This is a genomic window from Terrabacter lapilli (assembly GCF_039531305.1).
Lineage (GTDB): Bacteria > Actinomycetota > Actinomycetes > Actinomycetales > Dermatophilaceae > Terrabacter > Terrabacter lapilli.
Genome location: NZ_BAAAPU010000003.1, coordinates 732,029 through 757,321, shown reverse-complemented (window position 1 = coordinate 757,321; position 25,293 = coordinate 732,029). Strand labels below are relative to the sequence as shown.

At 70.7% G+C, this 25,293-nt stretch carries 23 protein-coding genes; 11 read left to right on the top strand and 12 right to left on the bottom strand.

Translation table 11 applies throughout. The features are described from left to right. Positions 1-97 precede the first annotated feature (97 nt). Positions 98-1,141, bottom strand: a complete 1,044-nt coding sequence (locus tag ABD241_RS04890) for a methanogen output domain 1-containing protein (protein WP_344058985.1) — start codon at positions 1,139-1,141, stop codon at positions 98-100. A gap of 124 nt (positions 1,142-1,265) precedes the next feature. Next, entirely contained in the window at positions 1,266-2,045 is a 780-nt protein-coding gene (locus ABD241_RS04885) for a hypothetical protein (protein WP_344058983.1), read from the bottom strand. An 80-nt stretch (positions 2,046-2,125) separates the two neighbouring features. Here ABD241_RS04885 and ABD241_RS04880 point away from each other — a divergent pair, with 80 nt between their 5' ends. Further along, a complete protein-coding gene (locus ABD241_RS04880; protein WP_344058981.1) occupies positions 2,126-3,352 on the top strand; it encodes a flavin-containing monooxygenase in 1,227 nt (408 codons plus the stop codon). 426 nt (positions 3,353-3,778) lie between these two features. On the opposite strand, the gene ABD241_RS04875 is transcribed toward ABD241_RS04880, so the two are convergent. Beyond that, positions 3,779-3,997 carry a hypothetical protein gene (locus tag ABD241_RS04875; protein ID WP_344058979.1) on the bottom strand — a complete coding sequence of 73 codons (219 nt, stop codon included), beginning with the start codon at positions 3,995-3,997 and terminating at the stop codon, positions 3,779-3,781. Positions 3,998-4,262: 265 nt separating this feature from the next. Here ABD241_RS04875 and ABD241_RS04870 point away from each other — a divergent pair, with 265 nt between their 5' ends. Next, positions 4,263-6,878 (top strand): WD40/YVTN/BNR-like repeat-containing protein, encoded by a 2,616-nt coding sequence (locus ABD241_RS04870; protein WP_344058977.1) that lies wholly within the window; start codon positions 4,263-4,265, stop codon positions 6,876-6,878. Between the two features lie 66 nt (positions 6,879-6,944). On the opposite strand, the gene ABD241_RS04865 is transcribed toward ABD241_RS04870, so the two are convergent. From ABD241_RS04865 to ABD241_RS04840, 6 genes are all read right to left on the bottom strand, one after another. Continuing rightward, a complete protein-coding gene (locus tag ABD241_RS04865) occupies positions 6,945-7,322 on the bottom strand; it encodes a nuclear transport factor 2 family protein (RefSeq protein ID WP_344058975.1) in 378 nt (125 codons plus the stop codon). 96 nt (positions 7,323-7,418) lie between these two features. Continuing rightward, on the bottom strand, positions 7,419-8,159 hold the full coding sequence (locus tag ABD241_RS04860) for a GntR family transcriptional regulator (protein WP_344058973.1): 741 nt from the start codon (positions 8,157-8,159) through the stop codon (positions 7,419-7,421). A gap of 69 nt (positions 8,160-8,228) precedes the next feature. Then, positions 8,229-8,642, bottom strand: a complete 414-nt coding sequence (locus ABD241_RS04855) for a universal stress protein (protein WP_344058971.1) — start codon at positions 8,640-8,642, stop codon at positions 8,229-8,231. A gap of 4 nt (positions 8,643-8,646) precedes the next feature. Further along, positions 8,647-9,471, bottom strand: a complete 825-nt coding sequence (locus ABD241_RS04850; protein WP_344058969.1) for an ATP-binding cassette domain-containing protein — start codon at positions 9,469-9,471, stop codon at positions 8,647-8,649. A 1-nt stretch (position 9,472) separates the two neighbouring features. Next, a complete protein-coding gene (locus ABD241_RS04845) occupies positions 9,473-10,543 on the bottom strand; it encodes an ABC transporter permease (RefSeq protein ID WP_344058967.1) in 1,071 nt (356 codons plus the stop codon). A 104-nt stretch (positions 10,544-10,647) separates the two neighbouring features. Further along, positions 10,648-11,646 (bottom strand): substrate-binding domain-containing protein, encoded by a 999-nt coding sequence (locus ABD241_RS04840; RefSeq protein WP_344058965.1) that lies wholly within the window; start codon positions 11,644-11,646, stop codon positions 10,648-10,650. Positions 11,647-12,145: 499 nt separating this feature from the next. Between ABD241_RS04840 and ABD241_RS04835 the strand changes: the two genes are divergently transcribed. From ABD241_RS04835 to ABD241_RS04795, 9 genes are all read left to right on the top strand, one after another. Further along, positions 12,146-13,150, top strand: coding sequence for a Gfo/Idh/MocA family protein (locus tag ABD241_RS04835; protein ID WP_344058963.1), 1,005 nt, complete (start codon positions 12,146-12,148; stop codon positions 13,148-13,150). A gap of 13 nt (positions 13,151-13,163) precedes the next feature. Beyond that, positions 13,164-14,201, top strand: coding sequence for a 5-dehydro-2-deoxygluconokinase (gene iolC / locus ABD241_RS04830; RefSeq protein WP_344058961.1), 1,038 nt, complete (start codon positions 13,164-13,166; stop codon positions 14,199-14,201). Next, the gene (locus ABD241_RS04825; protein ID WP_344058959.1) at positions 14,198-15,118 is read left to right on the top strand and encodes a Cgl0159 family (beta/alpha)8-fold protein; all 921 of its coding nucleotides are present in this window, start codon (positions 14,198-14,200) and stop codon (positions 15,116-15,118) included. Before iolC ends, ABD241_RS04825 begins: the two co-directional genes overlap by 4 nt. Further along, entirely contained in the window at positions 15,115-16,020 is a 906-nt protein-coding gene (iolB, locus tag ABD241_RS04820; RefSeq protein ID WP_344058957.1) for a 5-deoxy-glucuronate isomerase, read from the top strand. Before ABD241_RS04825 ends, iolB begins: the two co-directional genes overlap by 4 nt. After that, positions 16,017-17,993, top strand: coding sequence for a 3D-(3,5/4)-trihydroxycyclohexane-1,2-dione acylhydrolase (decyclizing) (iolD, locus tag ABD241_RS04815; protein WP_344058955.1), 1,977 nt, complete (start codon positions 16,017-16,019; stop codon positions 17,991-17,993). Before iolB ends, iolD begins: the two co-directional genes overlap by 4 nt. 30 nt (positions 17,994-18,023) lie before the next feature. After that, the gene (locus tag ABD241_RS04810) at positions 18,024-18,905 is read left to right on the top strand and encodes a sugar phosphate isomerase/epimerase family protein (RefSeq protein ID WP_344058953.1); all 882 of its coding nucleotides are present in this window, start codon (positions 18,024-18,026) and stop codon (positions 18,903-18,905) included. Positions 18,906-18,949: 44 nt separating this feature from the next. Continuing rightward, on the top strand, positions 18,950-20,449 hold the full coding sequence (locus tag ABD241_RS04805; RefSeq protein WP_344058951.1) for a CoA-acylating methylmalonate-semialdehyde dehydrogenase: 1,500 nt from the start codon (positions 18,950-18,952) through the stop codon (positions 20,447-20,449). A gap of 68 nt (positions 20,450-20,517) precedes the next feature. Next, positions 20,518-21,450 (top strand): TIM barrel protein, encoded by a 933-nt coding sequence (locus ABD241_RS04800; protein ID WP_344058949.1) that lies wholly within the window; start codon positions 20,518-20,520, stop codon positions 21,448-21,450. A gap of 27 nt (positions 21,451-21,477) precedes the next feature. Continuing rightward, positions 21,478-22,482 carry a Gfo/Idh/MocA family protein gene (locus ABD241_RS04795; RefSeq protein WP_344058947.1) on the top strand — a complete coding sequence of 335 codons (1,005 nt, stop codon included), beginning with the start codon at positions 21,478-21,480 and terminating at the stop codon, positions 22,480-22,482. A 125-nt stretch (positions 22,483-22,607) separates the two neighbouring features. Here ABD241_RS04795 and ABD241_RS04790 read toward each other — a convergent pair whose 3' ends face one another. Genes ABD241_RS04790 through ABD241_RS04780 form a run of 3 tightly spaced genes read right to left on the bottom strand, consistent with a single transcriptional unit; the run spans position 22,608 to position 25,252 of the window. Further along, positions 22,608-23,342: a sulfite exporter TauE/SafE family protein gene (locus ABD241_RS04790; RefSeq protein WP_344058944.1), complete on the bottom strand. Its 735-nt coding sequence runs from the start codon at positions 23,340-23,342 to the stop codon at positions 22,608-22,610. Between the two features lie 9 nt (positions 23,343-23,351). Beyond that, positions 23,352-24,254, bottom strand: a complete 903-nt coding sequence (locus ABD241_RS04785; protein ID WP_344058942.1) for a sugar phosphate isomerase/epimerase family protein — start codon at positions 24,252-24,254, stop codon at positions 23,352-23,354. Beyond that, entirely contained in the window at positions 24,251-25,252 is a 1,002-nt protein-coding gene (locus tag ABD241_RS04780) for a Gfo/Idh/MocA family protein (RefSeq protein ID WP_344058940.1), read from the bottom strand. Before ABD241_RS04780 ends, ABD241_RS04785 begins: the two co-directional genes overlap by 4 nt. Positions 25,253-25,293 lie beyond the last annotated feature (41 nt).

The following is a 25,293-nucleotide window of genomic DNA, read 5'->3' as shown; positions in this document are numbered from 1 at the left end:
CACGCGCAGAGCCTCCGGCGACCTTCGCCGGTGGCGTCTGCACGGGCGCGTCGAGGAATCGAGCCTGCACACGACACGCAACCGGGTTTCCCCGCGGTCACTCGTGGCTGGACGAACCCGGGGGAAGGTAGTGGTGCGCGAACGGCTCGGCCTCGGCCGGAGCCGGACCGAGGTAGACCACCACGCGGCAGCCCGGGTCACCCACGGCTATCCGTTCCTCCAACAGCACCGAGGCGCCGAACTCGGTGTTCCGTGCGGCGATCCCGCCGAAGACGCTCGAGGTCATCCGGCACAGTGCGGGCGCACGACGGACGACCTCGCCGAAGGGACACCGCGTGTTCTCCAGGACGATCCGCTCGGCGTTTGCCTCGACGACCCGGAAGTCACCGTCGATCGCCTGCTTCAGCCGCACATAGCAACGGCCCATATCCTCCGGTGACAAGCGACCCGTGATCTCCTCGGCGAGCCGGAACTCCGCCTCCATCTGACCACCCACGTCGGTGCCGACCTGGGCGACCGCGACCTCGGCGGCGTCCGGGCCGTGCTGCTCCTCGACGGCGCGCGACATCTGCACGACCAGAGCCCGCAGGAACGACTCCTTCCCGAAGCCGCCCTCCAGTCGCGCCTCCCCGAGGGTCGGCAGCACGCCGCTGTGGCGGCGAGGCGGGTCGAGGCTCACCGTCCGCCGACGCGGCACCGGCAGCCGAACGGTGACCACCATGCCGGCGTGCTTCCTGAGCGAGACCTCCACGTCAGGTGCCAGCACCTGCATGATGAGCAACCCGCGACCCGACTCCGCCTCCAGCTGGGCGTTGGCCACGAGTCCGTTCGACTCCCCCAGCACGTCGCCCGCGTGCCCCCGGCCGGGGGCTGTAGCGTCCTCGCCGCGTTCGAGGCTTCCCAGGTCGAAGCCGGGCCCGATGTCGAAGACCTGCAGCACCGGGAGCTCTGACGTCCACGTCAACGAGACCCACACGGGTCCACCCGTGTGGCGGACGGCGTTACCGACCGCCTCGGAGGCGACCAACCTGGCATCGGCGATGGCGTCGTCACTACCCGGGGCAGCATGTCGTGTCAGGTGCCGGACGAGTTCACGTCTGAAGTCGCCAACCTGGTCGGCGCCCCCGAGGAACCAGTCCATGGGCAGAGTCTCCACAGTGATCGTGTCGGTTGCAAGGTTCGCGGCATTTTGTCCACCCCCAACCCTGCGGCCTCTGGTTGAAGGACCTGGCACGAGGTAGATCGTGGTTCGGTCCCTCGCCGGGTCACCCCTGACGGAGATGGCCCGCGATCGCGGCGAGGGCACGCTTGCGCTCTGCCGGCGTCCACGGCCGCCCGTCGAGGATGACCCAGGCGACGCGCTTGGACGTCAGGAACGCGAACGCGTCGGCCTCGTGCACGCCCCCGACCATGGAGGGGACCTCGCCGGTGACGGCAGACAGTCCCTGAACCTGAGCGGCGGTGCCGTGCGCGCACCGCTGGAATGCTCGCCGCACGAAGTCGGCCACACCCTTCGGGTCGGCGCCGCCCAGCTCGAGCTCGACGTAGGAGAGCGAGCGTGAGACCTGCCCGCCCGAGCTCGACCGACCCTCGTCCGTGCTGACCCCGACACGGCGGACCCGGGTGGCTCCGGATGCGATCGTGAACTGGTCCCAGCCCAGGGACGCCCACGGCGCCGGCTGCCCGCACCAGACGTCGTCCCCGCCAGGAAGCACCGCGCCGCAGCTACCGGCGTCTCTCGCGTCAGGCCCCGGCGTGAACGCGTCGTTCACGTCCACACCGCGGGCCACCCTTCCCTGGAGCAGATCCTTGAACGGCAGGTCGACGCCGGCGTCCCGCCCGAGGTCCTGGTGAGTGACGCACTGCGCCGCCTCGGGCACAGCTGTCATCGTCGGCGCAGCCGTGGTGCCGTGCACTGTGGACGGACGCGGCCCGGTCGCGCCCTCGCTCGTGCAGCCTGCGAGCAGCATGGCGGCGGCCACCGCAACCGTGAGTGCCGGTATGCGGCGTGGTGAGCGTCTGCTGCCTTGCGAGGCTGTGGCCATGCTCGGGAGTGTGCCAGCGGAACTCGCACGCGCATCCGGTTCCGGTGACGGGGCGGACGCCGAGGTGCGACGGTGGGCAGGTGTCCGAGGACATCGACGTCGTCGTCATCGGGGCGGGGCAGGCCGGCCTCGCAACGAGCCATGAGCTGGGCCTGCGCGGAATCGAGCACGTCGTCCTCGAGGCGACCACGGTCGGCTCGTCCTGGCTCGGGAGGTGGGACAGCTTCACCCTGGTCGGGCCGAACCACACCGTGCGCCTACCGGGGGCGGCGTACACCGGCGACGACCCGGGCGGCTACCTGACCCGCGCCGAGATCGCCGGACACCTCCAGGCGTATGCCGGCCGGCTGGGCCGCGTCCGCGAGGGTGTGCCCGTGCGTCGGCTGGGGCGCCGAGAGGCCGGAGGCTACGAGCTCGCCACCGACGGCGAGACCATCCACAGCCGAGTCGTCGTGCTCGCCACGGGGGCCTACCAGCGGCCGCTGCGACCGGCAGCCGTGGCCGGGCTGTCCGCCGACGTCCTGTGCGTCGACGTCCTCGGCTACCGCAACCCGGGCAGCCTCCCGGACGGCCCGGTTCTTGTCGTCGGCAGCGGGCAGAGCGCCTGCCAGATAGCCGAGGAGCTCGTGCTCTCGGGACGTGAGGTGGTGATGGCGTGCGGCCGGGCGCCGTGGTTCCTGCGCCGGGTCGGCGGCCGAGACGTCTTCGAGTGGCTGATCGACTCCTCGTTCTACGAGCAGACGCCCGAGCAGCTGGCGAGTCCGGCCGCCCGGCACGGCGCCAACCTCCAGGCCAGCGGCGCCGGCGGTGGGCACGACCTGCACTACCGGACCCTCGCCGGGCTGGGGGTGCGGCTCATGGGGCACCTGCTCGACGTCGATGGGCACCGTGCCCGCTTCGCGCCCGACCTCCCAGAGGTGATCGCCGCCGGGGATGCCGGCTTCCGCTTCGTGTGCGACAGCGTCGCCGCCGTCTGCCGTCGGGACGGTTTCGCGGTCCCGGAGATCCTGGAGCCTGCGGCCCTGGACACGACCGCCCCGACCGAGCTCGACCTACGAGGGTTCGGCGCGGTCGTGGTCGCCGTGGGCTTCCGGTCGCGCTACACCGAGTGGGTCGATGTGCCGGGCCTGGTGGACGCACAGGGCTTCCCGGTCCATGCGGACGGCGAGAGCCTCGTGGCGCCCGACCTGCATTTCGTGGGGGTGCACTTCCTGCGTCGGCGCCGCTCGTCGCTGCTCTTCGGCGTCGGCGACGACGCGGCCGCCACAGCGAGCCGCATCACCGCTCGCCTCCGCCTCCGCACCTGATCGCCCCAGACCACTCCCCCGCCCCGAAGCGGGTGTGGCGCCGGCGAGAACCGCGGCATTCTCGCCGCAAACGCGGTTCTCGGGTTTCACGTGGACGAGCAATGGCTCACCCTGACCCCTTTGGAAACGAGGTGGACTGAGCTCACCAACTGCGCCCGCGGGACTTCCTGCTTTCGCCGCGTCGCGCCGACCAGAACGACAGCCGTCGGCTCGAGGCTGCTCACAAGCAACCATCTCCGGCGGGGACCGGGCCCGCTGTTCGCACGTGCACAATGAGATACCGATGCGTTGTCGAAAGCGCCGTCGTCCACGTTTCGGCGCCCTGCTCATTATGGCCGCGCACGACAAGATCGGCTCGCCCCGAGATGGGCATGCCGAAGCTGCAGGGCTTGAACGGAAAGACCGGCGGGACGGGCGGCGCCGCCCTCAACGGCGCCGCGAGCGATACGCGCGCCGCAGCATCCAGACCGACAGCACAAAGGCGGCGAGGCCGGCCAGAACCAGTCCTCCCGCACCTTGGTTCGAGCACGAAGTGGCGTTCGGGTCCGGAGCGTCGACGCACCGACCGGAGCGGTCACCGAGGGCAATGACCAGCATCGCCACCGATGCCACCAGGACCGTCCACCACAGCAGAACCCGAGCCATGGGGAGATCTTCCCGCGCCGAGCCGATGTGCGGTGGACGTCAACGCCACGTCCTACGCCGAACACCTGATGCTCAAGCTGTTCTCCTGCCGAGGCCCAATTCCTAAGCCTGTCGAAGAGGCAGCGCCATTCTGCTCGCGGGTCTAAAGTCAAGCCATTCTGTGCCGGACTTCGAGCGGGGACGACCGACACGGGACCCGCATCTCCAGATGACGGGATGACGTGCGCGCCCGACCAAAGGGCGCCCGGCAGGGAGGGTTCTACAGATGATTCTCACTCCTGATGTCTCCGCCACGAAGCGCCGCGGTGTACGCCGAGCGGCCCTTTGCGTCGTGGCCGGCGCGGCTCTTGCATTCACGCCGCTTCTCGCTCTGCCCAGCTATGCCGGCAACGGCGGGGGCGGCGGAGGCGGCGGCGGCCGCTTCGTCGACGCGGGCGACCAGGCGGCCGAGCTGATGACCTCGCAGGCGGAGTTCGCCCAGGCGCGCTCGGCCCCCACCGGGCTCGTCGCCCCCGGGGCCTACGCCGCGGCCTACAGCCAGCTGTCCGCTCTCCCCGCGGCCTCGTCGTCGTGGACCTCGATCACGAACGTCCCGTACAACTCGGACGACCCGCGCTACCGCGACCCGAGCGCGTCGAACAGCAGTGGCGGCGCCGGCTACGTGAGCGGTCGGGTGCAGGCGCTCGCCGTGGACGGCCACTGCATCTTCGCCGGGGGTGCGGCCGGGGGCATCAAGCGCTCCTGCGACAACGGAACCTCGTGGACCCCGATCGCCGATGCCCTGCCGACCCAGTCGATCGGCAGCATGTCGATCGCGCCCGACGGCGCCCTGTGGGTGGCCACGGGCGACGGCACGACCGGCTCGACCACCTACGTCGGCGCAGGCGTCTTCCGGCTCGCGTCGCCCGACACCACCACCTTCTCGGCCGCCTCGAAGGTCGGCGGCACCGAGCTCGACAGCCAGGTCATCCGGCGCATCCTCGTCGACGCGGCCAACGGGCGCGTCTTCGTCGCCGCCTCACGCGGCCTCTACGTGCACTCCCTGTCGGGGGCCTCGAACACCGCGTGGAACCGGTCGCTCGCGCCCTGCGCGCAGGGCATGGTCTCGTGCACCGACGTCAACGCCAGCTACCGCGACATCGCCAACGACGTGGCGGTCCAACCGGGCACCGGCGGCCAGGTGATCCTCGCCAACGTGGCGTGGCGCAGCGGCGCGGCATACAACGGCTTCTACCTCAGCCGCGACGGCGGCGCCACGTGGGCGAAGGTCAACCCGCTGGGGGCGATCAACCCCAAGGACGTGGGCAACGCCACCGTGCAGTACTCCGCTGACGGGTCCAAGCTGTACGTCGTCCTGGAGTCCCCGACTGCCCTGAACTCCGGCGCCGCGAGCGCGCTGGCGGGTGTCTACGTCTCCGACACCGGTGCCGCCGCAGGTCCTTACAACCAGATCGCCAACCCGAGCACCTTGGCCCAGAGCGGGTCGGCCGAGCGCAAGCAGCGGATCGGCAAGGGCTACGCCCCTGGCGTGCAGTCCTGGTACAACCAGTTCATCGGCGTGGACCCGGCGAACGCCAAGCACGTCTACGTCGGCCTCGAAGAGGTCTACGAGTCCTGGGACGGTGGCACGAGCTGGAAGACCATCGGACGGTACTGGGACTTCGGCTTCCCCTGCTGGTCGAACATCGACGCCGACAACACCTGTGACGGCAACGTCCTCCACTCCGACCAGCACACCATCGCCTTCGGCTCCGGGACGAGCGCCGGCCAGGTGTACGTCGGCAACGACGGCGGCCTCTACCAGCGGGCCGTCTCGCCGACGGCCTCGTCCTGGCGCTCGCTGTCGACCTCCGGGCAGCTCAACCTGCTGCAGTACTACTCGGTCGGCGTCGGCAAGGATGTCGCCCACCCAGGGCAGGTGCAGGTGTGGGGCGGCCTGCAGGACAACGGTGTCTCGCTGCTCGACCCCGCCAACAACGGCGTGATGGTCTCGCCCTACGGAGGCGACGGTGGCCAGCAGCTCGTCGACCCCGAGAACGGGTGCCGCACGGTCGGCGAGTACGTCGACCTGACGTTGCAGATGACGACGAACTGCGGTGTCGCCGACGGCAGCGCGGCCTCGGACAGCTCCATCGTCACCATCGCGCCGGCCGACCCGCTGCCTCGCTTCATCGCCCCGTTCAGCGCCGACCAGACCGACCCCAACACATGGGTCGCCGGCGGCGAGTACGTCTGGACCAACACCAAGACATGGGCGAGCACGAGCGGCGCGGACTGGACCAAGGCCGCCGACACCGGCGCGGGCCACTCCATCACGGCACTCGCCAGCCGCAACCACGTCGTGTGGGCGGGCTGGTGCGGCTCGTGCAACCCCGGCTCGAGCTTCGCTCGCGGGCTGATGACGAACGCCAACGGCAGCTACCAGCAGGTGGCCGCGCCGGCCGGCGCCCCCCTGCGGATGGTCACCGGGGTGACGCCGGACCCAGCCGACGCGCACAGCTCGTACGTGCTGTTCGGTGGGTACTCCCGCAGCTGGGTCGACGGGCCGGGCAGTGACCTGGCAGGAGCGGGCCACCTGTGGAAGGTCACCCTCACCGGGGCGACCGACTCCGCGGGCCAGGCGGTGGCCACCTGGACCGACGTCAGCGGCAACCTGCCGGACGTCCCCGCCGACAACCTCCTCATCACGTCGACGGGACGGGTGGTCCTGGCCACCGACCTCGGGGTCGTGGAGACGACGCTCGCGTCGCTGCGCACCGGCTCGCCCCGGTGGTCGCGGGACGCCATCCCGGTCACCATCGCCACGCAGGCGGTCGAGGGCCCGGACGGCAAGCTCTATGTCGCGACCTACGGACGTGGGATCTACCGCACCACCGCGTGACGACCGCTGCCTGCGGGTGAGGCGGGTGCCCGCCTCACCCGCAGGCAGTCCCGGCGTGGTCGCGGGCTACTTCCGGCCCCACACGCGTTCCTGGAGCGCCGTGTCTCCGAAGGGCTGGAACCTCGCGACCTTGCCGTCCGAGCGGAAGGTGACCACGTCGACCTGGTCCGCGGACTGTCCGTCCACCGTGATCCGGGTCAGCACGGCGACGTGGTCGCCCTCTGCGATGAACTGCTGCGGCTCCGTCCGGAAGGACTTGCCGGCGATCGTCCTGAAGTAGCCCGCCACCTCGTCCTTGCCCCGGTAGGTGCCACTGATCCCGCTGTCCCCCGGCACGATCCACTCGATGTCGTCCGCCATGTTGCTCATGACGTTCTCGAGGTCGCCGGCAGCGAAGGCCTTGTAGGCAGCCTCGGCCTGTGCCTTGTTCTCCGATGCGGACATGCCACCCTCCTCAAGGTCGTGGTCCTTCCAGAGAAGTCCCGCGCCCTGGCACCCGTCAAGGCCCCGCCGCGACTGGGAACTGGCGCGCCCGGTCGATCAGCGCTCGTCGAGCATGACCTCGATCGAGTAGTCCTGGGCGCGGTAGCAGTGGTCGCCGTACTCGACGGGGCCACCGATGGCGTCGAAAGCGGTGCGAGACATGGTCAGGACCGGCTGGGACGGCCGCAGGTTCAGGTGCTTGCGCTCGTCGGCCGACGGTGGACGGGCTCCGATGCGCTGGTGGGCGACCACGGGCTTGCCGCCGCGACTGCGGAGCAGCGCATAGAGTCCGTCCCGCTCGAGGTCCTCCCGGCTGACGTCCGAGTATGCCGGCGGCAGCCAGTTGCGCAGGATGGCCAGCGGCCGGTCACCGTCCAGCCTCAGCCGGACGAGGTAGAGCAGGGGGGTGTCGGCGGGTAGGCCCATCGCCGCCGCGGCCACGTCGTCGGTGGTGACCTCGTGGGTCAGCACCACGGTGCGCGGGTCCCCCGAGCCCTCTCGTCGTAGGTCGTCGTAGAGACTCGTGAGCTCGGCCCGCCGGTGGATCTGGCGACCGGCGACCGTGGTGCCGAGCCCGCGGCGGCGCAGCAGCAGCCCCTGTGACACCAGCTCCTGGATGGCCCGGCGCACGGTCGGCCGCGAGAGCCCGAGGCGGTCGGCCATGGCCACCTCGTTCTCGAACGCGTCGCCCGGCTGCAGGTCGCCCCGGGCGATCGCCGCGCTCAGCTGCTCGGCCAGCTGGTGGTAGAGCGGAACCGGCGTCTCGCGGTCGATGCGGACGTCAACGGGCTGGGGCATGGCCGCAGACTAACGACGAGCCGAGGTGGTGGACCACCGTGGTCGTGCCTCTCCCCCGCCGGGACGGCCTCACCGTGGGCTCTTCACCACGAGCACCGGCACCTCGGCGTCGAGTATGAGGTTCTGGGCGACGCTGCCCAGGAAGGCCTTCCCGACCGGCGACCGTCGTCGAGCGCCGATGACCAGCAGGTCGGGGCCGAGCTCCTCCACCGCGCCCAGCAGGGCGGCGGACACCTCCGCGACCTCCCGGCCGCCTGCCACGAGCCGGACGTCCCACCGCAGGTCCGGTAGGTCGGCAGCGCTCAGCGCCTTCTCCACCGCGTCGGAGATGCCGGCCCGGTTGGCCTCGGCGATGTCGTTGTCCAGCGAGTCGACGACGTGGACGACGACGAGGTCCGTCCCGCGGTATGCCGCCTGGCGGGCTCCTTCCTCCAGGGCCGCACCGCTCGAGCTGCTGGCGTGATGGGCGACGGCGACGCTCATGACGTCACCCCGCTCCCTGCTGCAGCTCGTGGGAGAGCTCGGTGAGCTCGTCGCCGCCGGCCATCTGGCGGGTGAGCTCGTCGAGCGCCACCTCGGAGCGTTTCTTGTCGAGCACGGCCTGGCCGAGCTTGAGGATGACGAAGTGGTTGCCGACGAGGTAGGCGTGGTGCGGGTTGTGGGTGATGAAGACGACGCCGAGGCCCGCGTCGCGTGCCGCGGCGGTGTACTTCAGCACGACTCCGGACTGCTTGACGCCGAGCGCCGCCGTCGGCTCGTCGAGGATGAGGACGCGTGCGCCGAAGTAGACGGCCCGGGCGATGGCGACGCACTGGCGCTGGCCGCCGGAGAGCTCGCCGATGGGCTGGTTGATGTCCTTGACGACGATCCCCATCTTGCGCAGCTCCTGGTCGGCGATCTCCTTCATGTCGTTGATCTTCAGCGGCGCCAACGGGGTTCCGCCCGAGACCATCTCGGAGCCGAGGAAGAAGTTGCGCCAGACCTCCATCAGGTTGACGACCGCCAGGTCCTGGTAGACGGTCGCGATGCCGTGCGCCAGGGAGTCACGCGGCGAGGAGAACGAGACCTCCTTGCCGTCGACCTTCATCGTGCCCTCGTTGTGCGGGTGCAAGCCGGAGATGATCTTGATCAGGGTCGACTTGCCGGCGCCGTTGTCGCCCAGGACGCAGGTGACCTCCCCGGCCCTGACGGTCAGGTTGATGCCCTTGAGGGCGCGGACGGCGCCGTAGGTCTTGCCGATGTCGGTCATCTCGACGAGCGGCTCGCCCTTGTGCAGCTCGCGGTCGGCGTGCTCGTGCAGGGTGTCGGTCATGTCAGCCCACCTTCCGGGCGGTCGAGAGTCGCTTGACGTAGGAGTTGACCATCACGGCGAGCAGGAGCATGACGCCGAGGAAGGCCTTGAACCAGTTGGGGTCCCAGCCGGCGTAGACGATGCACAGGCTGGTCATGCCGAAGATGAAGGCGCCGATGGCCACGCCGATCGCGTTGCCGTAGCCGCCGGTCAGCAGCGTGCCGCCGACGACCGCGGCGATGATGTAGAGGAACTCGTTGCCCACGCCGTTGCCGGCCTGCAGGGTGTTGTAGTTGTACAGGTAGTGCATGCCGGCGAACCACCCGAGGAACGCCACGGTCATGAAGAGGCCGACCTTGACCCGGGTGACGGGGACACCGACCGCGCGGGCCGAGGCGGCGTTGCCGCCGACGGCGAAGATCCAGTTGCCGATCTTGGTGCGCTGCAGCACGTAGCCCGACAGCGCCACGAAGAGGAACCACCAGATGACGGTGATGGACAGCGTGACGGAGCCGATCTGCCACTCGTGGGCGAAGACCCAGTTGAGGGAGTCGTAGCCGGCCATCTGGTTGATGTTCGGGCTGGACACCGACCCCGTGACGAGCTTGGTCACGCCGAGGTTCGCCCCCTGCAGCACGAAGAAGGTGCCCAGGGTGATCAGGAAGCTCGGGATGCCGGTGCGCATGACGAGGTAGCCGTTGAGGAACCCGATCGCAAGGCACAGCACGAGCGAGAGGACCGCGCCGACCCACAGGTTGATCCCGAGCTGGTAGCAGAACATCGCGTTGAAGAGCCCCGCCGTGGTGACCAGGACGCCCGCGGACAGGTCGAACTCACCGCCGATCATCAGCATGCCGACCCCTACGGCGACGATGCCGATGGTCGAGGACTGGTAGAGGACGGTGAAGAACGAGGCGGGGGTGCGGAAGGCCGGCGCGACGATCAGGAAGAAGATGAAGATGACGATCGCCGCGACGAGGGCGCCGATCTCGGGTCGAGCCAACAACCGGTTGGACCAGCCCAGCGTGACCCGGTTGGAGGCCTCGGTGGGGGCCGACGGCGACGGGTCCGTCTTGACGGGGGTGCTACTCATGACAGCTCCAGTGCTGTTCGGCGGGGGCCGAGCCCGCCAGGACCATCCTCGGACAGACGGTCCTCGGCGGACGGTCCTGGACGGACCCGGCCCCCTCGAGGCGGTTAGCGGGTGTTCTGCTTGATGAACGGGAGGACCGTGTCGATGTTCGACTTGTCGACGAAGGAGGGGCCGGTCAGCACGGCCTGGCCGCCACCGAGGACGTTGCCGTTCTTCTTGAAGAGGTAGAGCTGGGTGATGGCCATGTAGCCCTGCAGGTAGGGCTGCTGGTCGATGAACCACTGGATCTTGCCGTCGCTGACCGCCTGCGCCGCGTCCGGGTTGGTGTCGAACGTGCCGATCTTGACGTCCGTGCGCCCGGCGGTCTGGGCCGCCTTGATCGTGTCGAGGGCCTGCGGTGCGCCGAGGGTGATGACCCAGTTGATCGTCTTGTCCTCGGTCAGCTTGGCCTGGATCGCGCTCGTGACTGCCGCGTCGTCCGCGCCGTTGACCTGCAGGTTCTCGGTGTTCGGGAAGGACTGCTTGACGCCGGCGCAGCGGTCCTCGAGGGCCACCGACCCGGTCTGCTGGATGGTGCAGAGGATCTTGGTGGCGCCGGCGGCGGCCGCGCGCTTGCCTCCCTCCTCGCCGCCCAGCTTCTCGTTGGAGGCGAAGTGCGTCAGCGACCCTGCCTGCTTGAAGTAGTCGATGCCCGAGTTGAACGAGTCCACCGGGATGCCGGCTGCGACGGCCTTCTTGATCGTGGGGATGAGCGCGTCAGGGGTGACCAGGGTCGTGGCGATGCCGTCGACCTTCGAGTCGATGGCGTTCTGGATCAGCACCGCCTGCTTGCTGGCGTCGGGGTCCGAGGAGTACTTCAGGTTCGAGCCGGTGTCCTTCGCGGCCTGCTGCGCGCCGGCCTTGATGCGGTCCCAGAAGGTGTCGCCTGGCGTCTCGTGCGTGATCATGGCGAAGGTGTAGCCGCTGTTGCCGCCACCCCCGCCGCCACCGGTCGACGTGGTGTTCTGCGCGCCACCGCCGCTGCAGGCGGCCAGGGCCAGCGTCGCTGTGGCGGCGACGGCGACGGCGGCGGTCACACTCTTGCGAGTCCGAGTCGGAGTCATCGTTGATTCCTTTCGTTGCGTCGCGGTGGCCCGGTCGCCGAGTGGCGCGACGTTGGGTGACGGAGGATCCGTCGGTCTGGTGGGGCCGTATGCCGTGTGCCGCCTGGCACGTGCCGGTGCGGGCCGAAGGGGTGTCGGGACAGCCCGACCCCGGTGCTGTCGTGTCATGTGCAGTTGCGAGGGTCTGGCTGGCGTCGCGTCCGAGCGGACGGTGTGGGGCGAGGTCGTCGCCCGGAGAATCTGTGGAACTTGCCGAACCGGCGGACGTGGTGGGCCGTCGGTGGTCACACTGGTGTGTGCGCCGTGGCAAGCATCGCCACTCGTGAATGAGATGCCTGCCGGTCCCGGCGTCAGTGCCTGCGATTGGAGAATGCCTCTGCTTCTGATGTCGTGTCAAGGGTTTGAGCAAACATCAGAATGTCCTGACATTTGCTTGACACGGCGTGTGGCCGGGCTGGACGATCGTCCCACCACCGAGACCACTTGAGGGAGTGTGCACATGCGCATCGGACTGGCCGGAGTCGGCCGCATCGGGGCGTTCCACGCCGAGACCCTGCGCGACCTGCCGGACGTCGACGAGGTCGTCGTGGTGGACCTGGACGCCGATGCGGCTCGCGCAGTCGCGGACAAGCTCGAGGTCGGCTTCGCCGCCTCGCCGGCGCAGCTGCTGGACTCCGGAGTCGACGGCTTCGTCATCGCCACCGCGACACCCGGTCACGCACCACTGCTGCGGATGGGTCTCGCGGCCGGCGTGCCCACGTTCTGTGAGAAGCCGGTCGCCGCCACGCTGGAGGAGACGCTGGCCCTTGCCCGGCTCGTGTCCACGACGAGCACCCCGGTGCACGTCGGCTTCCAGCGCCGCTTCGACTGCGGCTACCAGCGCGCGCAGCAGGCCGTCGCCACCGGACGGCTCGGCTTCGTGCACAGCATCCGGGCGCAGACGCACGACCAGTCGCCGCCCCACGCGGCGTACATCCCCACGAGCGGTGGCCTCTTCCGCGACTGCTCGATCCACGACTTCGACATCATCCGGTTCGTCACCGGCCGTGAGGTTTCCGCGGTCTACGCGACCGGAGCCAACAAGGGCGCCGACTTCTTCTCGAAGGCCGGCGACGTCGACACGGCCGCCGCCGTGCTCACCCTCGACGACGACACGCTCGTCTCGGTGTCGGCCACCCGCTACAACGGCGCCGGCCACGACGTGCGCATGGAGGTCCTCGGCAGCGAGGGCACCGTCGGGGTCGGCTACGACGACTCCCTGGCCGTCACCTCCGCCGAGGGGGGCGCGACCTTCCCGTCGGGCCCTCGCCACCGGTCCTTCATGGAGCGCTTCCTGCCGGCCTACCGCGCCGAGCTGACGGCCTTCGCCGCCGTGGCCCGCGGAACGCTGGCCTCGCCCTGCACGGTGGCGGACGCCCTCGAGGCCTTCCGCGTCGCCGAGGCCTGTGAGCTCTCCCGCCGCGAGAACCGCCCGGTCTCGCTCGGCGAGATCCCGGCGCTGTGAAGGAGGGACCACGGTGAGCACCGAGAGCACGAGCCCGACCACGGCACCCGGCGACACGGCATACGACCACGTCTACGACGTCGTCGCGATCGGCCGGACCGGCGTCGACATCTACCCTCTGCAGCACGGCGTCGGTCTGGAGAAGGTGGAGACCTTCCAGAAGTTCCTCGGCGGCAGCGCGACGAACGTCAGCGTCGCAGCGGTCCGGCACGGGCACCGCGTGGCCCTCATCACCCGCACGGGTGAAGACGCCTTCGGCCGCTACATCCACGAGGCGCTGCGCGACTTCGGGGTCGACGACACCTTCGTCTCGGCCGTGCCGGGGCCGCCGACGCCGGTCACCTTCTGCGAGGTCTTCCCCCCGGACGACTTCCCGCTGTGGTTCTACCGCTACCCCACCGCCCCCGACCTCCTGGTCGAGGCGGACGAGATGCCGCTCGAGGCGATCCGCGACGCCGGCGTCTACTGGTCGACCGTCACGGGGCTGTCCCAGGAGCCGAGCCGCTCGGCGCACTTCCGCGGCTGGGAGGCCCGAGGACGCCGCCCGCACACCGTCCTCGACCTCGACTACCGCCCGATGTTCTGGTCGAGCGCCGCCGAGGCCGCCGAGCAGGTCGGTCGGGCCCTCGAACACGTCACCGTCGCGGTCGGCAACCGCGAGGAGTGCGAGGTCGCCGTCGGCGAGACCGACCCCCAGCGGGCGGCCGACGCGCTGCTCGAGCGCGGCGTCGAGCTCGCCGTCGTCAAGCAGGGGCCCAAGGGCGTGCTGGCCGCGACCCGCGACGAGCGCGTGGAGGTGCGGCCCCACCCCGTCCAGGTCGTGAACGGCCTCGGCGCCGGGGACGCGTTCGGCGGGGCGCTGTGCCACGGCCTGCTCGAGGGGTGGGACCTGACGCGCACCCTCGAGTTCGCCAACGTCGCCGGCGCGATCGTCGCGGGGAGGCTCGAGTGCTCCACCGCCATGCCGACCACTGCCGAGGTCGAGGAGCGCCTGGCCCGCCGCGACCGGCAGGCCCCACCCAACGCCCGCGTCACCGAGGAGGCACGATGACCACCGCGCCCACGCCCGTGAGCCCGACCGTCCGGGTCGCCGACCTCACCGAGATCCGGGTGCGCGAGCCCCAGCGCATCGCGGCCGCCTGGGCGGCGCGCGAGCGGCGCCCGCTCGTCCGCGAGGACGGCCGGATGCTCCTCGTCGCGGCGGACCACCCGGCCCGCGGCGCCCTCGGGGTCCGGGGCGCCGGCGCCGCCATGGCCAGCCGCAGCGACCTGCTCGAGCGCCTCGTCACCGCACTGGGGCGGCCCGGCGTCGACGGCGTGCTCGGCACCCCCGACATCCTCGACGACCTGCTCCTGCTCGGAGCGCTCGAGGGCAAGGTCGCGATCGGCTCGATGAACCGTGGTGGCCTCCAGGGAGCCAGCTTCGAGCTCGACGACCGCTTCACGGCCTACAGCGCGGCCGAGATCGCCGCGCGCGGCCTCGACGGCGGCAAGATGCTGACCCGGATCTGCCTGGACGACCCCGGCACCGTCGCGACCCTCGAGGCGAGCGCCCGGGCCGTCACGGAGCTGGCCGAGCACCGGCTCATGGCCATGGTGGAGCCGTTCCTCTCGGTCCGCCAGAAGGGCCGCGTCGTCAACCAGCTCGATCCCGACTCCACGATCAAGTCGGTCCACATCGCCGCCGGCCTGGGCGCCTCGAGCGCCTACTCGTGGCTCAAGCTGCCCGTCGTCGACGAGCTCGAGCGGGTGATGGACGCGACGACGCTGCCCACCCTCCTGCTCGGCGGCGACCCCCAGGGCGACCCGCAGGACACGTACGCGTCGTGGGGCCGCGCGCTCGAGCTGCCCGCGGTGCGTGGCCTCGTCGTCGGCCGCGCCCTGCTCTTCCCACCCGACGGCGACGTGGCCGCCGCGGTCGACGTCGCGGCGGGCCTCGTCCACGGCGCCGGGGACGGTGCGGCATGAGCTGGCACCGGCCGCACGGCAGCACGTCGCGCGACGGCTGGGACGTCGTCGTCGAACCCGACGCGTCGGGGTGGGAGCACACCGGCCTGTATGCCGGGCGGCTCGCCGACGGTGAGACACGCACCTTCGAGGGCGGCCACCGCGAGCACGTCGTCGTGCCGCTGTCCGGGTCGGTCGTCGTGGTGGCCGAGGGGTCGAGCGGCAGCGACGAGGCGAAGCTGGACGGTCGTGCGTCGGTGTTCACCGGGCCCACCGACGTCGCCTACGTCCCTGCCGGGTCGAGCCTTCGGGTCACGGCGGTCGGGGACGCGCGGGTCGCCGTCGTCTTCGCCGTGACCGCCTCGGCGACGGCCCGCTTCCCGTTCCGGCACGTCGCGGCCGCAGACGTGCCGGTGGAGCTGCGCGGGGCCGGGATCGCGTCCCGGGAGGTGCGAAACTTCGGCACCCCGGGCGTGCTCGACGCCGACTCGGTCATCGCCTGCGAGGTCGTCACGCCGGCCGGCAACTGGAGCTCGTGGCCGCCGCACAAGCACGACGAGGAGCGGCCGGGCGAGGAGACGCAGCTCGAGGAGATCTACTACTTCGAGATCGCTCCCGAGGCCGGCACCCCGCCCGCCGCGGGGACCGACCCCATCGGCTACCAGCGTGTCTACGGCACCGAGCACCGTCCCATCGACGTGCTCGCCGAAGTGCGCTCCGGCGACGTCGTCCTCGTGCCGCACGGCTGGCACGGACCCGCGATGGCCGCGCCCGGCTACGACCTCTACTACCTCAACGTCATGGCCGGCCCCGGTGAGGAGCGCGCCTGGCTCATCTGCGACGACCCCGCACACGGCTGGGTCCGCGACACCTGGTCCGACCAGCAGGTCGACCCCCGACTCCCGCTTGGAGGCACCCGATGACGCGCGATGACCAGCAGACCTCCTCGACGGTGCGGCTCACCGTCGCCCAGGCCGTCGTCCGATTCCTCGCCAACCAGTGGAGCGAACGCGACGGCGAGCGGCAGAAGCTCTTCGCCGGCTGCTTCGGCATCTTCGGTCACGGCAACGTGGCCGGGCTGGGCCAGGCGCTGCTGCAGAACGAGCTCGCATGCGACCAGGCGGACGGCGCGGACGCTGCGGAGCGCCTTCCCTACGTCCTGGCCCGCAACGAGCAGGCGATGGTGCACACGTCTGTCGCCTACGCCCGGCAGAAGGACCGCCTCCAGACGTGGGCGTGCACGGCGTCCATCGGCCCCGGCTCGACGAACATGCTCACCGGCGCCGCCCTCGCGACGATCAACCGGATCCCCGTGCTGCTGCTGCCCTCTGGCACCTTCGCGACTCGGGTCAGCGCCCCCGTGCTCCAGGAGCTGGAGCTGCCGTATGCCGCCGACGTGACGGTCAACGACGCCTTCCGCCCGCTGTCGAAGTTCTTCGACCGGGTCAGCCGGCCCGAGCAGCTGCCGTCCGCGCTGCTCGGCGCGATGCGGGTGCTCACCGACCCCGTCGAGACCGGTGCCGTGACGATCGCCCTCCCGCAGGACGTGCAGGCCGAGGCCCACGACTGGCCGGTCGAGCTCTTCGCGCCGCGCGTGTGGCGCGTCGCGCGCCCCCTGCCCGAGGCCGTCGACATCGCCGACGCCGCCGCCATCGTCCGCTCCGCGAAGCGTCCGCTGGTCGTGGCCGGCGGTGGCGTGCACTACTCCGGCGCCGAGGACGCGCTGCGCCGGTTCTGCGAGGCCACCGGCATCCCCGTCGGCGAGTCGCAGGCCGGGAAGGGCTCGCTCCCCCACGGCCATCCCCAGCAGATGGGCGCGGTCGGCTCCACCGGCACGACCGCCGCCAACGCGCTGGCTGCCGAGGCGGACGTCGCCATCGGGATCGGGACGCGGTGGAGCGACTTCACCACCGCCTCACGGACCGCCTTCCAGGACAGCGGGATTCGCTTCGTCAACATCAACGTCGCCCGCTTCGACGCCGGCAAGCACGCGGGGCTGTCGGTCGTCGCCGATGCCCGCGAGGCACTCACCGCCCTGACCGACGCCCTCGAGGGGTATGCCGTCGACGACGCCTACCGGGGGCGCCAGGCCTCGCTGTGGGCCGAGTGGGACGCCGCTGTCGAGGGTGCCTTCAACCCGCCCACCGACGTGACGGACCGGCTCGCCGAGGGACTGCTGACCCAGGGCCAGGTGCTCGGCGCGGTCAACGAGCTGACCGACCCGCGCGACGTCGTGCTCTGCGCCGCCGGCTCGATGCCCGGCGACATCCACAAGCTGTGGCGGGTGCGCGACCGCAAGGCCTACCACGTGGAGTACGGCTACTCCTGCATGGGCTACGAGGTCCCGGCCTCCATCGGCGTGCGGCTCGCCGACGAGTCCCGCGACGTCTTCGCGATGGTCGGCGACGGCGGCTACCTCATGATGCCCACCGAGCTCGTGACCGCCGTGCAGGAGCGGGTCAAGGTCGTCGTGGTACTCGTGCAGAACCACGGCTTCCACTCGATCGGCTCGCTGTCGGAGTCGCTCGGCTCGCAGCGCTTCGGCACCGCCTACCGGTTCCGGGACCGGCGCTCGGGTCGGCTCGACGGTGAGGTGCTCCCGGTGGACCTGGCCGCGAACGCGCGCTCCCTCGGGGCCCACGTCATCGAGGTCCACTCGGTCGACGAGCTGCGCCAGGCGATCAAGGAGGCCAAGGCGTGGCCGGCCGACGGCGGACCCGTCGTCATCCACGTCGAGACGGACCCCAGGGTCTACGCCCCCGACAGCGCGGCGTGGTGGGACGTGCCGGTCTCGCAGGTCAGCGACCTCGAGACGACGCGGACGGCATACGCGGAGTACGTCGACCACAAGGGCGCCCAGCGCCCGCTGCTCGCCCCGCCTCACGCGGGCCACTGAACCACCCGGCCGACGAAGGAGTCCGCCCGCATGAAGCTTGCCCTCGACCCCTACATGTTCCGTGGCACGCCGCTGCTCGAGCTGCCCGGCCTCGTGGCCGACCTCGGCTACCAGTGGATCGAGCTGTCACCGCGGGACGACTTCATCCCCTTCTTCAACCACCCCCGGGTCGACGACGCCGGGGTGGCGGCCTTCCGCAAGGCGCTGGCCGCGGCGGGCGTCGGCGTCTCGTCGGTGCTGCCGCTCTTCCGCTGGTCCGGACCGGACGAGGAGGACCGGCAGGCCGCCGTCCGCTACTGGAAGCGGGCCGTCCAGATCGCCAGCGACCTCGGCGTCGACACGATGAACTCCGAGCTCAACGGCAACCCGCGTGAGGCCGCGGCCTGCGAACGACAGTTCTGGCGCTCGATGGACGAGCTGCTGCCCGTGTTCGAGAAGGAGGGCATCCGGCTCGTGCTCGAGCCGCACCCCGACGACTGGGAGGAGGACGGCAAGCGCGCCGTGGACATCGTCCGCGGCATCAACCGCGCCGACGTCTCCTTCCTCTACTGCGCACCGCACACGTTCCACCAGGGCAACGACTGCGACGGGATCCTCGACAGGGCAGGCGATCTCGTGACGATGGTCCACGTCGCCGACGCCTACGACCACACCGCCTCCTCCGGGCTGCGCTACATCGTCAACCCGCCCGGCGCCCAGGTCACCGTGCACCAGCACCTCGACATCGGACAGGGCGAGGTCGACTTCGCCCAGCTCTTCGCCGGCCTCGAGCGCATCGGCTTCGACGGGATCGTCACCTCCTGCGTCTTCGCCTGGGAGGACCGCGCGCGTGAGTCGAGCACCTACATGCGCGACACCATCCGCTCCTACCTCGACAAGTGGGCCACGCCGCCCACCCTCGTCTCCCCCTGACCCGGCCACCCGGCACACGCCCTGTCTCACCCGAAGGACCCAGCATGAGCACGCCCACCCGCATCACCCACCTCGTCGACGGCCGGCCCTGGTCCGGCACCGCCGAGCGCACCTCCCCCGTCTTCAACCCCGCGACCGGTGAGCAGACCGGCACGCTCGACCTGGCCTCGGCGTCGCTCGTCGACGAGGTGGTCACGTCGGCCGCGGCTGCCTGGGAGTCGTGGGCCGACGCGTCACTGGCCAGGCGCACGCAGGTGCTCTTCGCCTTCCGCGAGCTGCTCAACGCCCGCAAGGACGAGATCGGCGCCCTCATCACGGCCGAGCACGGCAAGGTCCTGTCCGACGCCGTCGGGGAGGTGACCCGCGGCCTCGAGGTCGCCGAGTTCGCCTGCGGCATCCCGCACCTGCTCAAGGGCGGCTTCACCGAGAACGCGTCCACCAGCGTCGACGTCTACTCGATCCGCCAGCCGGTCGGCGTCGTGGCCGTCATCTCCCCGTTCAACTTCCCCGCGATGGTGCCGCTGTGGTTCATCCCGATCGCCATCGCGTGCGGCAACGCCGTGGTGCTCAAGCCCTCGGAGAAGGACCCGTCGGCGGCCGTGGCCATCGCCGCGCTGTGGAAGGAAGCCGGCCTGCCTGACGGCATCATGCAGGTCGTCCAGGGCGACAAGGAAGCCGTCGACGCGCTGCTGACGCACCCCGACGTCAAGTCCGTGTCGTTCGTCGGGTCGACGCCGATCGCGAGGTACGTCTACGAGACCGGAACGGCCCACGGCAAGCGGGTCCAGGCCCTCGGCGGCGCGAAGAACCACATGCTCGTGCTGCCCGACGCCGACCTCGACCTCGCCGCCGATGCTGCCGTCAACGCCGGCTTCGGTTCCGCCGGTGAGCGGTGCATGGCGATCTCGGCGCTCGTCGCCGTCGAGCCGATCGCCGACGAGCTCATCGGCAAGATCAAGGACCGCATGGGCAAGCTCGTCACCGGTGACGGCACGCGAGGCTGCGACATGGGGCCGCTCGTGACGAAGCAGCACCGCGACAAGGTCGCCTCCTACCTCGACTCCGGGGTCGCCGACGGCGCGACTCTGGTCGTCGACGGGCGCGAGGGGGACGTCGACTCGGACGGTGAGGGCTACTTCCTCGCGCCGACCCTCTTCGACAACGTGCGCCCGGGGATGTCGGTCTACGACGACGAGATCTTCGGCCCTGTTCTCTCCGTGGTGCGCGTCGGGTCCTACGACGAGGGGCTCGAGCTCATCAACGCCAACCCCTACGGCAACGGCACGGCGATCTTCACCAACGACGGGGGCGCGGCGCGGAAGTTCCAGCGCAACGTGGAGGTCGGCATGGTGGGTGTCAACGTGCCGATCCCGGTCCCGGTGTCGTACTACTCGTTCGGCGGCTGGAAGAACTCGCTCTTCGGCGACACGCACGCCCACGGCATCGAGGGCGTCCACTTCTTCACCCGCGGCAAGGTCGTGACGTCGCGCTGGCTCGACCCGAGCCACGGCGGCCTCAACCTCGGCTTCCCGCAGAACGACTGACGCGCTGGCGTCCCCAGCCCGACGCGTACGTACGCCTCCCCCGCCCTCCCTTGAAAGGACCTTTCACGATGGCCGAGTCCAAGGCCCGCAACACCGACGACCGTTACTGCAAGCTGACGATCGGCGTGTGCCCCGACCAGTGGGGTGTCTGGTTCCCGGATGACGACAAGCAGATCCACTGGGAGACAGCGCTCGACGAGATGGCCGAGGCCGGCTTCTCGGTCATGGAGACCGGGCCGTTCGGCTACTTCCCCAAGGACCCGAAGCGCCTCCAGGAGGAGATGGACAAGCGCGGCTTCCGCGTCGTCGCCGGCACCGGCTGGGGCATCCTGCACAGGCCGGAGGCCTGGGCCGACACCGAGAAAACGTTCCGTGAGATCGCCGAGACGCATGCCGCCGTGGGGGCGGAGTACATCGTGCACCTGCCGCCGCTCTTCCGCGACGACAAGACGTGGGAGTTCACCGACGACCGGGTGCTCTCGACCGAGGCGTGGAACGCCTACATCCGCAACGCCGACCGGCTCGGCCGCATCATGAAGGAGGACTACGGCCTGCAGATGGTGCTGCACCCGCACGGGGACAGCCACATCGAGACGCCCGAGGACATCGACCGCATCTTCCAGGCGACCGACCCGGACTACGTCGGCTTCTGCCTCGACACCGGTCACGTCGTCTACGGCGGCGGTGACCCGATGGAGCTGTGCCGCCAGTACCCCGAGCGGATCTCCTACGTCCACATCAAGGCCATGGACGAGGCCCTCGTGAAGCAGGCCCACGACGAGGACTGGCCTTTCGGCCTCGCCGTCGCCAAGGGCTGCTCGGTGGCTCCGCCCGCCGGAGCGCCCGACATGCCCTCGCTCGTCGAGGCGCTGGCCGACCTCGACAAGGAGCTCTACGTCGTGTGCGAGCAGGACATGTACCCCTGCGACCCGTCCTACCCGCTGCCCAACGCCATCCAGACCCGCGAGTACCTCGCCTCCATCGGCCTCGGCCTCCGCTGAGCCCCACGTGACGAAGGAGTCACCGACATGACCGTTCGAATCGGGATGATCGGCCCCGGAGGGATGGGCCAGGCCCACATCGACCGCATCCACACCGTCATCGGCGGCGGCCGCGTCGTCGCCGTCAGCGACGTCGACGAGGTCCGCGCCAAGGAGGTCGCGGCGCGGATCGGTGGGACGGCGTACGCGTCGTCGGCCGAGCTCATCTCCGCCGCCGAGGTCGACGCCGTGATGATCTGCAGCTACGGGCCGGCGCACGAGGTCGACGTGCTCGCGGCGATCGCGGCCGGCAAGCCCGTCTTCTGCGAGAAGCCGCTCACGCCGACCGCGGAGGCCGCGCTGCGTATCATGCATGCGGAACAGGCGGCTGGACGGCGCCTCGTGACCGTCGGGTTCATGCGTCGCTTCGACCGGAGCTACCGGCAGATGAAGGCGCTGCTCGACTCGGGCGAGCTGGGCGAGACGCTCATGGTCCACTGCGCCCACCGCAATCCCACTGTGCCCCAGCACTACACGTGGGACATGGCCATCAACGACACGGCGATCCACGAGGTCGACACGATGCGCTGGCTGCTCGGTGAGGAGTTCGTCTCGGCGCGCGTGGACAAGCCGAAGAAGACGTCGCTGCGCTTCGGGCACCTGCAGGACCCGCTCGTGCTGGTCCTCGAGACGGAGTCGGGGGTGCGCGTCGACGACGAGATCTTCGTCAACTGCCAGTTCGGCTACGACATCCGCTGCGAGGCCGTCGCCGAGAAGGGCACCGTGTCACTGGCCGACCAGAACGGCGTCGAGGTGCGCGACGTCGCCGGCCACCGGAACTCGATCGCCCGGGACCACAACGACCGCTTCTGGGGCGCGTTCGTGACCGAGGTCCAGGAGTGGATCAGCGCGGTGGCCCGCGGTGAGCACACGGGATCGACGTCGTGGGACGGGTATGCCGCCGCGTGCGTCTGTGACGCCGGCGTCAAGGCCCTCACCGACGACGGGGTCGTCGAGGTCGAGATGATCGAGAAGCCGGCCTTCTACGCCTGAGCGCCCCTCGAAAGGGCCCGACGTCACGCGAACCGGGTCCGGTCCGGCGACCTGTCGCCGGACCGGACCCGTCTGTCCGTTCTGCGCCCCGGATCACCTTGAAGTCCTTCTCCGCGCCGCGTGGGTCAGCGCACGACGAGCGCCAGCGCTGACACGACCGTCGCGGCGAGGACCGCCTGGTCGAACCGGGCCTGGCTGAGCCGGCGTGCGACGTGCAGGCCCACCCTGGCGCCCAGCAGGACGAACGGCGCCAGTGCCAGGGTGCGCCACAGCGTGCCCGCAGTGAACAGCCCGAGGCCGGCGCTGAAGGGCACCTTGCAGAGGTTGACGCCCAGGAAGAAGAGCGCCCCGGTCCCGAGGAACCGGCGCTTCTCGACGCCCTGCGAGACGAGGTAGAGCGTCATCACGGGCCCGGCCGCGTTCGCCGTCATGGTCGCGAACCCGGACCCGAGTCCGGTGCCGAGCGCGGCGAATCGCGAGTCGGAGATCCGGCTCGTGTCGGGGCTGCGCCACACGAGGACGAGCTGGACAACGGCGAAGACGAGCAGCAGCACCCCGATGGTGCGGCGCAACGTGGCGTCATCGACCCACGCGAGGAACAGCGCGCCGAGCGCGAGTCCGGGCAGCACCGCCGGTATCAGGCGACGCAGCAGCGCGAGGTCGGCGTCCCGCCGGTAGTGCCACACGGCATACGCGTCGCCGACGAGCAGCAGGAGCAGGATGGCCGCCGTCGACTCCCGCGTCGGCATCGCGAGAGCGAAGATCGCGACCGAGATGCTCGCGACGCCGCCGATCGCCGTCTTGGCGAACCCGACGAGCAGTGCGGCGACACCGAGCAGCACCAGCGTCGTCATCGCCATGGCGCGGACTCAGCCACTGGGCGACGGGTCGAGCACCGCGCGGGCGCCGGCAGCCGCGCGGGCGACCGCCGCGTCGACCGGCAGGGCGCGGTGCTCGTCGGCGAGGATCTCGACGCCCCATGGTCCTGTCCAGCCAGCGGTGCGCAGGGCCGAGATCATCGCGGCGAGGTGGAAGCTGCCTTCTCCGCAGTAGCGGCGGCGGTGGACGGTGTCCTGGAAGAGGGTTCCCTCGACGTGCTCATCCGCGTCGTCCAGCTCGACGCCGACGATCCTGTGCAGCGGAACGGTCGACAGCGCGGACGGAGGAGTGCCTCCGCGAGCGATGTGCCAGGTGTCAATGACCACCCCGCCTGCCTCATGACCTGCCTCCTCGACCAGCTGCAGGCCGTCGCTCAGCGTCTTGACGTTCGACCAGGGGAAGAACTCGATCCCGAGCCGGGCGCCCACACCTTCTGCCTGCGCCGCGAGCTCGGCGAACCTGGCGGCCCAGAGGCCGCGGTCCCATGGGCCGTCGTCACCGTCGGGGGTGACCTTGATGTGCCGGGCGCCGAGCGCCTCCGCCGCCTGGAGGAGCCCATGGCGGACGCGGTCGGACTCCTGTCGCTGCGCCCCGTCGTCCCACCAGTACGGGATGCCCTCGAGCTCGAGATGGACCATCGCGTTGTCGTCGAGCATCGCTCGGATCCCGCTGAGGCCGTATGCCGCCACCGCTGCAGGCAGGTCGTCCGACAGCAGGCCGAAACCCCGGAAGCCGGCCGCCGACGCGGCCTCGATGCGTTCACGCAGCGAGAGTGGGCTGCGCAGGTCGCCCCGGTCCGGGGCGGCGTCGCCGGCGGTCGTCCAACAGGTGGCGAGCAGCTCGTCGGCGGGCGCTGTCACGGCCCCGTGGCCCTCGAGGGCATCACTGATCACTGTCGCACTTCGTCGATCCGCACCGGACGGTGGTCCTGGAGCGACAGGGCAGCCGCCTCCGCGATGAAGGCGACCGCCAGGGCGTCGTCCACGGTGCACGGTGATGTCCGGGCACCGGCGACGACGTCGGTGAAGGCCTGCAGCTCGGCGCAGAAGGCGCTCGCGAGGCGGTCCATGAAGAAGGTGGCAGGCGGACCGGCCGGCCAGCTCACTCCGGGCTCGAGATTGCGCAGGGGCGTGCTGTCGCTCCATCCGGCGGCGACGCTGTCGCCGGTGCCGTGCAGCTCCAGGCGCACGTCATAGCCGCGTTTGTTGTAGCGCGTGTTCGACACGATCGCGGTGGCCCCGTCGTCCAGGGTGAGCACGCTGGCCGCAGTGGCTACGTCACCGAGCTCGGCGAAGAAGTCGGCACCCCTGGCGCTGCCGGTGGCGTAGATCTCGACGACCTCACGGCCGGTGACCCACCTGACGGTGTCGAAGTCGTGCACGCTGCAGTCCCGGAAGATCCCGCCTGACGTCTCGACGTACCCGCGAGGGGCGGGCGCAGGGTCGAGGGTCGTCGACCGGACGGTGTGGACCCACCCCAGCTCTCCGGCCTCGACGGCCGACCTGGCCGCGCTGAAGGCGGGGTCGAAGCGACGCGGGTATCCCACCTGGACAGGGACGCCACTGCTGCTGACGTAGCGTGCGATGTCGATCGCTTCCGAGAGGTCCCCGGACAGCGGCTTCTCACAGAACACGGGGAGGCCCGCCTCGACGCCGGCCCTGACGAGCTCGCCGTGCGCGGGGGTGGCGGCGGCGATGACGATGGCGTCGACGCCGCTGCCGATGACGCTCTCCGGAGAGTCGGCCAGCTCGGCACCGACCCGTTCCGCGACGGTCCGGCCGACGGCAGGCACCGCGTCCGTGACGACCAGGGACTCGACGACGGGAAGCCGCGACAGCGTGTCGGCGTGGAACGAGCCGATCCTGCCGAGTCCGATGAGGCCAAGACGCATGGTTGTCTCCTTGATACGAGGTGGGGGTGCGCGCGGTTCGG